Origin of the sequence: Pseudoalteromonas sp. MER144-MNA-CIBAN-0113, from assembly GCF_040308965.1 — a bacterium.
In the GTDB taxonomy this organism is placed as follows: Bacteria; Pseudomonadota; Gammaproteobacteria; order Enterobacterales; family Alteromonadaceae; genus Pseudoalteromonas; species Pseudoalteromonas tetraodonis.
Window position 1 is genome coordinate 1 of the sequence record NZ_JBEOOG010000432.1, and the last position, 259, is coordinate 259.

The 259-nt window shown below is 43.6% G+C and carries 1 protein-coding gene; it reads right to left on the reverse strand.

The window, feature by feature from the left end; translation table 11 throughout:
- A partial coding sequence (locus AAEY57_RS20375; RefSeq protein ID WP_350608708.1) for a class I tRNA ligase family protein occupies window positions 1-259 on the reverse strand: 259 nt, incomplete at both ends.

Genomic DNA, 259 nt, shown 5'->3' on the forward strand with positions numbered 1-259 from the left:
GGCTAGTGTTACGAATACGGCGGTAGCGATCGGCAGAGCGTTTAAATATTTCATCCGACACAGTCATTTCTGCCGTGTAATCGGTAGAGGCAACCCATAAACGAAGAATGTCGGCACCTAGTTTATTCATCACATTTTGTGGAGAAATAACATTGCCTAGCGACTTAGACATTTTGCGACCGTTTTCATCAACAGTAAAACCATGAGTCAATACTTGGCGGTATGGCGCATGACCATTAATAGCCACTGATGTCATCAT